This is a genomic window from Microbacterium sp. AISO3, from assembly GCF_002204305.1.
Taxonomy (GTDB): domain Bacteria; phylum Actinomycetota; class Actinomycetes; order Actinomycetales; family Microbacteriaceae; genus Microbacterium; species Microbacterium arborescens.
Genome location: NZ_NHRF01000003.1, coordinates 433,993 through 440,771, shown reverse-complemented (window position 1 = coordinate 440,771; position 6,779 = coordinate 433,993). Strand labels below are relative to the sequence as shown.

The 6,779-nt window shown below is 73.0% G+C and carries 6 protein-coding genes; 1 reads left to right on the top strand and 5 read right to left on the bottom strand.

Annotated features, from left to right (window positions below):
• Positions 1 to 530 precede the first annotated feature (530 nt).
• The 5 genes from CBF90_RS07305 to CBF90_RS18885 are packed head-to-tail and all read right to left on the bottom strand — an operon-like array spanning position 531 to position 5,954.
• Positions 531 to 1,832: a DUF58 domain-containing protein gene (locus CBF90_RS07305; protein WP_023955388.1), complete on the bottom strand. Its 1,302-nt coding sequence runs from the start codon at positions 1,830 to 1,832 to the stop codon at positions 531 to 533.
• A gap of 6 nt (positions 1,833 to 1,838) precedes the next feature.
• Complete coding sequence (locus CBF90_RS07300; protein ID WP_064955664.1) at positions 1,839 to 2,804, bottom strand: MoxR family ATPase; 966 nt, start codon at positions 2,802 to 2,804, stop codon at positions 1,839 to 1,841.
• Positions 2,801 to 3,970 (bottom strand): DUF4350 domain-containing protein, encoded by a 1,170-nt coding sequence (locus tag CBF90_RS07295; protein ID WP_141097140.1) that lies wholly within the window; start codon positions 3,968 to 3,970, stop codon positions 2,801 to 2,803. Before CBF90_RS07295 ends, CBF90_RS07300 begins: the two co-directional genes overlap by 4 nt.
• Positions 3,967 to 4,599, bottom strand: a complete 633-nt coding sequence (locus CBF90_RS07290) for a DUF4129 domain-containing protein (RefSeq protein ID WP_036305934.1) — start codon at positions 4,597 to 4,599, stop codon at positions 3,967 to 3,969. Before CBF90_RS07290 ends, CBF90_RS07295 begins: the two co-directional genes overlap by 4 nt.
• Positions 4,596 to 5,954 (bottom strand): glycerophosphoryl diester phosphodiesterase membrane domain-containing protein, encoded by a 1,359-nt coding sequence (locus tag CBF90_RS18885; protein WP_088380249.1) that lies wholly within the window; start codon positions 5,952 to 5,954, stop codon positions 4,596 to 4,598. The genes CBF90_RS07290 and CBF90_RS18885 overlap by 4 nt, the downstream gene beginning before the upstream one ends.
• A gap of 142 nt (positions 5,955 to 6,096) precedes the next feature.
• Between CBF90_RS18885 and mtrA the strand changes: the two genes are divergently transcribed.
• A complete protein-coding gene (mtrA, locus tag CBF90_RS07280; protein ID WP_023955378.1) occupies positions 6,097 to 6,777 on the top strand; it encodes an MtrAB system response regulator MtrA in 681 nt (226 codons plus the stop codon).
• The last annotated feature ends 2 nt before the right edge of the window (positions 6,778 to 6,779 follow it).

Sequence of the window (6,779 nt, the reverse complement as noted above, 5' to 3'; positions counted from 1 at the left end):
GCGGGCCTTTGGGTTGCTTGTTGTGGCCCCTTTTGGTGCTGGGTGGGGGCGCGAGCTGCCAGGTGAGTGTGAGGCGCGGGTTTGGGTGGGCAGTTGTGGGCACCTTGCAGGCCGGGGTGGGGGCGTGAGCTGCCAGGTGAGGGGGATGCTGCGGCCCGGGCTGGGCGAGGGCTGCGGGCCTTTGGGTTGGTTGTTCTGGCCCCTTTTGGTGCTGGGTGGGGGCGCGAGCTGCCGGGTGAGTGTGAGGCGCGGGTTTGGGTGGGCAGTTGTGGCCCCTTGCAGGCCGGGGTGGGGACGTGAGCTGCCAGGTGAGCGTGGGGCGCGGGTTTGGATGGGCACTTATGGCCCCTTGCGGGCCGGGGTGGGGGCGTGAGCTGCCAGGTGAGCGTGGGGCGCGGGTTTGGATGGGCAGTTGTGGCCCCTTGCACGCTGGGGTGGGGGCGTGAGCTGCCAGGTGAGCGTGGGGTGCTGGGGTGCTGCGGTGCCGGGCTGCGAAGTCGGGTCGGCAGCCGCCGGCGCTCACGGCGGAGTCAGAGGCGGCCGGCGGCCTTCAGCGCGAGGTAGTGGTCGGCGACGGCGGGCGGCAGAGCATCGGGGGTCGCGCTGAGAGCTTCGCCCCCGGCCCGGCGGATCGCCCCGGCGACCAGTTCGGCGTCGCGGGTGGCGTGCGCGATGGCGGCCTCGCGGTAGACGTCCTCCGCGGTGCGCTGCACGGGCGCCGGCTCGGGTGCGTCCTGCGCCGAGCCGACGAGCACGGTGGCGCGTTCGGTGAGCGAGGGAAGGGCTCCGAGGAAGCCGCGGGCCGCGTCGGGGGCGTCCTGCGCCGTCAGCAGCACCACCAGCGAGGGCCGCGAGGTCAGGGCACGGACCTCCGTGAGGACGGCGTTCCAATCGGTGTCGATGAGTGTCGGCTCGACCGGCGCCATCGCGTCGACAAGGGCGGGCAGCAGCCGCGGCCCGTCGATGCCCGTGACCCGCGCGCGACGCGCACGGTCGAACATGAGCAGATGCACGTGGTCGCCGGCGCGCGCGGCGAGAGCACTGAGCAGCAGCGCCGACTCCATCGCGGCATCCAGGCGCACACCATCCCCCACGCGCGACGCGCTCGTGCGGCCCGTGTCGATGACGATCACGACGTGGCGGTCGCGCTCCGGGCGCCAGGTGCGCAGCATCGTCGTTCCCGCGCGGGCGGTCGCGCGCCAGTCGATGGAGCGGACGTCGTCGCCCCGCACGTACTCGCGGAGGCTGTCGAACTCGGTCCCACGCCCGCGCACCTGAACGCTCGTGTTGCCGTCGAGCTCGCGCAGGCGCGCGAGCCGCGAGGGAAGATGCCGACGCGAGGCGAACGGGGGTAGGACGCGCAGGGCGCCCGGGGCGGGGATGACGCGCTGTCTCCCGGCCAGCCCCAGGGGTCCGCGGCTGCGCAGCGCGACGAACGCCGAGCGCAGCTCGCCCCGGCGCCGCGGGAGGAGCGGCATCGGTACGGCTCGGCGCTCGCCGGCCGGGATGTCGACGGCGGCACGCGCTTCGCCGGCCCCCGCGGTCGGCTGCCACCCGTCGCGGAGGCTCCCGCGGATGCGGCGGCCGCCGCGATTGCGCAGCAGGAGCGTCGTCTCGACCGATTCGCCGGCCCGTGCGCGGGAGGGTATGCGCCGCTCGATCTCGGCGGCGCGCAGCGGCCCCGCGAACACGAGGTCGACGGCGGCGAGGATGAGGCACAGCCCGAGCCACGCGAGCGCCGTCCACGCCGCGTTCAGTCCCGCGGCGGGAGCGAGCACGACGGGCACGACGCCGACGGCGACGAGCAGCACGAACAGGCCGGAGAGGTACACGGCGGCTCAGATCGGGACGCGCGTCTGCTGCAGTACCGAGGTCAGGATCGTGTCGGCGGAGACACCCTCGATCTCGGCATCCGGGCGCAGCTGCAGCCGATGGCGCCACGCGGGCACGAGCATCGTCTGGACGTGGTCCGGTGTGATCGCCGGGTAGCCGCCGAGCCACGCCCACGCCTTGGCGGCCGCGAGCAGGGCGGTGGCGGCGCGCGGGCTCGCGCCGAGCTGGACGGACGGGGACTGGCGGGTCGCCCGGGCCAGATCCACGACGTAGCCGAGGACGTCGTCCGAGACCTCCACGGCGGCGGCGGCCTGCTGGGCGGCGCGGATCTCGGCCGCCGTCACCACCGCCGATACGCCCGCGGTCTCGAGCGCGCCGGGCCGGAAGCCGTCTGCGTGGCGACGCAGCACGGAGATCTCGTCGTCCCGGGCGGGGAGGTCGATGACGAGCTTCAGCAGGAAGCGGTCGAGCTGCGCCTCGGGGAGGGTATAGGTGCCCTCGTGCTCGACCGGGTTCTGCGTCGCCGCCACGAGGAACGGGTCGGGCAGCGGTCGGGAGACGCCGTCCGCCGAGACCTGGCGCTCCTCCATGGCCTCCAGGAGAGCGGCCTGGGTCTTCGGCGGCGTCCGATTGATCTCGTCGGCGAGCAGCACGTTGGTGAAGACCGGCCCGGAACGGAACTCGAACTCTCCGGTGCGAGCGTCGTAGACCAGCGATCCGGTGACGTCGCCCGGCATGAGGTCGGGAGTGAACTGGATGCGGGCGGTGTCGAGTCCCACCGCCCGGCTGAAGGTGCGCACGAGCAGGGTCTTCGCGACGCCGGGCACGCCCTCCAGCAGCACGTGCCCGCGGCCGAGGAGCGCGATCAGAAGGCCGGTCACAGCGCCGTCCTGGCCGACGACGGCCTTGCCGACCTCGAGCCGGACACGGTTCATCGCCTCGCGCAGGTCGCCGGGTGCGGTCTCGCTCATGGGGTGTTCCTTTCGGGACGGACGGATCGGAGGACGGCGGCTTCCACATCGCGCAGCCGGTCGGCGGCGTCGACGAGGTCGCGGTCGTTTCGGGGGAGGTCGTCGATCAGGATGCCGCGAACGCGTGTGCGATCGTCGCCGATGCGGCTCGCCGCGGCATCGGCGATGGCCGCGGCATCGGCGGAGCCGAGCCCGAGCGCCCGCGAGATGCGGCGCAGAGTCTCGCGCCGGAGCTGGTCGAGCGCGTGCACGGGGTCGGCCGACGCCGCGTACAGGCGCGCCCGGCCCTCGGTGGTCTCCGAAGCGCGGACGGTCACCGGCAGGTTCTCCGCCACGAGCGGACCGAAGCGGCGGCCGCGCCAGATCCCGGCGGCCACGGCCGAGCCGAGCAGGAGCAGGATCGCGGGGGTCACCCACGGGGGAGTGAGCTCGCCCAGCGAGGGTGTGCCGGTGAGCGAGCCGTCGCCGATCGACGGCAGGTACCAGACGACGGTGCCGCGAGAGCCCAGCAGGTTGAGCCCGAGCGCGGCGTTCCCGTCGTCGGCGAGCCGCTGATTGACCAGCAGTGCGGTCGCGTCCAGGGCGACGACCCGGTCGGCTCCCTCGCCGGAGGCGACGAGCCCGTACCCCGCTGCGGCCGGATAGCACGCGTGGTCGGCGCCGTCGTCGGTGAACACCTCGCCGGGGCCGACGGGCCCGCTGACGGCGGCGGCGGGCAGGTCGCAGTCGGGCTCCACCGTGGCGCCGTCGGCGAAGCCCGCGCTGCGCGGGGCGCCGAGCAGCAGCCGCAGATCGCGCGTGCGCGGCTCGAGCAGGACGACGCCGGAGGCGGCATCCCGCAGGCCCACGAGGTCGTCGTCGTCGAGCGGTGCGGTGTCGGCGATCGCGAGCGTCGCGTCGCTGCCGTCGAGGGCACGCAGTGCCGCCGAGCGGTCACGGGCGATCTCGACCTCGACGCCTCGGTCGCGCAGCAGCTCGGCCAGCGCCCGCGATCCCTCGGGGCCGGCGGCCTCCGGGTCAAGGAGCCCCTGTGCCGGCATCGTGTTGATGCCGGCGATCGCTGCGACCGCGATGCCCGCGACGAGGAGGCCGGCGCCCACTCCCGCCCAGCCGAGTACCGAGCGCGATCGTCGACGGGCAGCCGATGGTGCGGGGGCCGTGCTCATGCCGGCACCTCCGCTCGCGCTGCCGCAAGCCGCTCGTCGAGAGCCCGCACGGTGGCGTATGCCTCAGCCGTGCCCGGTCGCCGCAGGTAGCGCACGTCGTCGAACACGCGGGCCACGCGGTCGAGTTCCTCGCTCTCCGCGGGAAAGATGCGTCCGGCGTCGGCGGCGAACCGATGCACCGTCGTGCCCGGGGCGGGGTCGACGATCGTGCGCTCCGCGAGGCCGCGGGCGAGCGCCCGCACACGCAGGACGATCGCCTCGTCCCAGGCGCCCCGGCCCGCGGCATCCGCCGCTTCCGCGCGCATCTGGTCGGCGCTGCGTGTCTCGTCCTCACCGAAGAGCGGCACGCTCGCCCGCGAGCGCACGACGGTGCGCGGACGCCCCCAGATGAGGATCGCCACGGCGACCAGCACCAGCAGCACCACGATCGCTCCGACCGCGAGCCAGGGGCCGAGCGTCGCCGGAACCTGCCCGTTGAACAGAGCCGCCAGGAAGTCGACCACGCCACGCGCGAAGCGGTCGATGGGCGTCGGCTCGGCCTCTCGGTAGGCGGCCTTCGAGAGCTCTTCCTCAGCCCAGCGACGGGCTTCGTCGGGGTCGGGGGCGACCGGAGTGGCGAGCAACCTCATGCGCGGTCAGCGCCCGGAGCGGTCCAGTCGGTCGATGACGGGCCATCCGCCGGGGCTGCGGGGGTCTCCCCGGAGGTTTCAGCCGGAGCCGGAGCCGGAGCCGGAGCCGGAGGTTCGCCGGGCGACGGCGGCTGATACCCGGCCGGCGCGGCGTACCCGGGCTGGGTCGCGTACCCCGACGGCGCCGCATACCCCGACGGCGCCGCATACCCCGCCGGTGCTGCGTAGCCCGCCGGTCCGGCGTAACCCGGCTGCCCGGGGTAGGCGGCACCGGACTGTGCGCCGGCGTACGCCGGGGGCTGCTGCCAGCGGCCGTCCAGCACGCGCCCCACATTGCGTCGATAGGGGTCGGGGGCTGCGATTCCGGCGTCCCGCTGGTCGATGTACGACGACAGGTCGAGGTCGAGCCCTTCGCGCCGCATGCGGCAGTCGATGTAGACCAGCGCTCCCGCGGTCGACTGCACGATGACGGCGATGGTCTGGATGAGGGTGACGAACGCCTGCGCCAGAAGAGTGCCGACGAGCAGCGCGATGATCTGGCCGGGTTCGGGGTCGCCGGTCGGCGTGATGACGGATGTCAGGCCCATCGTGACGAACGAGAAGGGAACGCTGATCACCTGGGCCAGGATGCCGAAGCTCATCGAGATGATGACGATGATCCCGAGCGTCGGCCAGAACCGGCCGCGCGTGAGTCGCCACGATCGCGCGACGGCCCCGAAGACCGTCGCCTGCTCGAGCACGATGACGGACGGCACCAGCAGGAGCTTCGTGCTCAGCCACAGGCTCAACGGAATCGCCGACAGTCCCAGGATGATGGCGAGCACGATGGCCGCGGGACCGACGCTCATCGCAAGCCCGACGACACCCGCGGTGAGGATGCCGATGACGGCCACGACGATGAGGAACACCAGGGCGGAATACCCGATGAGGCGCCAGGCCACCGGCTTCACGCGATGCCACAGACCGCCGAGGGTGTGCTTCTCGGCGACGACGGCGTGCGCGACCTCACTGACCACGACCCCTTGAACGATGACGCCCAGCGCCCCCGCGGCCAGGGACAGCACAAGCGCCGTCGCCCCGCTGATCGCGATCGAGCCGGCCAGGACGGTCTCGAACTCGTCGGTGCCGGGCCGGAGCGACGCGAGCCGGCCGAATGTGGCGAAGCCGACGGCCACGATGCCCGCGGTCGCGACGAGGATGGCGACGGTCTGCACGACGAGGGCGAAGCCCAGCAGCACCTTCGGATTCTGGCGCAGGGCCGAGAACGAACGCCCCAGGATCACTCCGAACGAGAGCGGGTGAAGCGGGATGATGCCGGGACGCGGCGCCGGCGTCCACGCGGGGTATGACGTCACGATGCACTCCTGGAACAGTCGGCTCGGTCGAACCCATCGTGTCACACGAGCGCGCGGCGTCCGGAGTCGACGGTGCGTGGGTCGGGTACGGTGAGTACGCGCACGTCGCGCGCGAGCCCGAGCCGAAAGACGAACGCCGCCCATGACTTCTCGCATCCTGGTGGTCGATGACGACACCGCCCTGGCGGAGATGATCGGCATCGTGCTGCGCACCGAGGGGTTCGACACCGTGTTCTGCGCCGATGGCGCGGCGGCCGTCGAGACCTGGCGCAGCGAGAAGCCCGACCTGATCCTCCTCGACCTGATGCTGCCCGGCGTGGACGGCATCGAGATCTGCACGCAGGTGCGCGCCGAGTCCGGCGTGCCGATCATCATGCTGACCGCGCGTACCGACACCGCGGATGTCGTGCGCGGGCTGGAGTCGGGAGCCGACGACTACATCGTCAAGCCGTTCAACCCCAAGGAGCTCGTCGCTCGGATCCGCACCCGCCTGCGTCCCGCGGTCGCGTCGGCATCGGAGTCGCTGCGCATCGGCGATCTCGTCGTCGACGTCGAGGGCCACGAGGTGCGTCGCGGAGCCGACGTGATCGCGCTGACGCCGCTGGAGTTCGAGCTGCTCGTCGCGCTCGCATCGAAGCCGCAGCAGGTCTTCTCGCGCGAGATGCTCCTCGAGCAGGTCTGGGGCTACCACTACAAGGCCGACACGCGTCTGGTGAACGTGCACGTGCAGCGGCTGCGGGCGAAGGTCGAGATCGACCCCGACAACCCGCGCATCGTGACGACCGTCCGCGGCGTCGGCTATCGCGCCGGCGCCGTCATCTGACG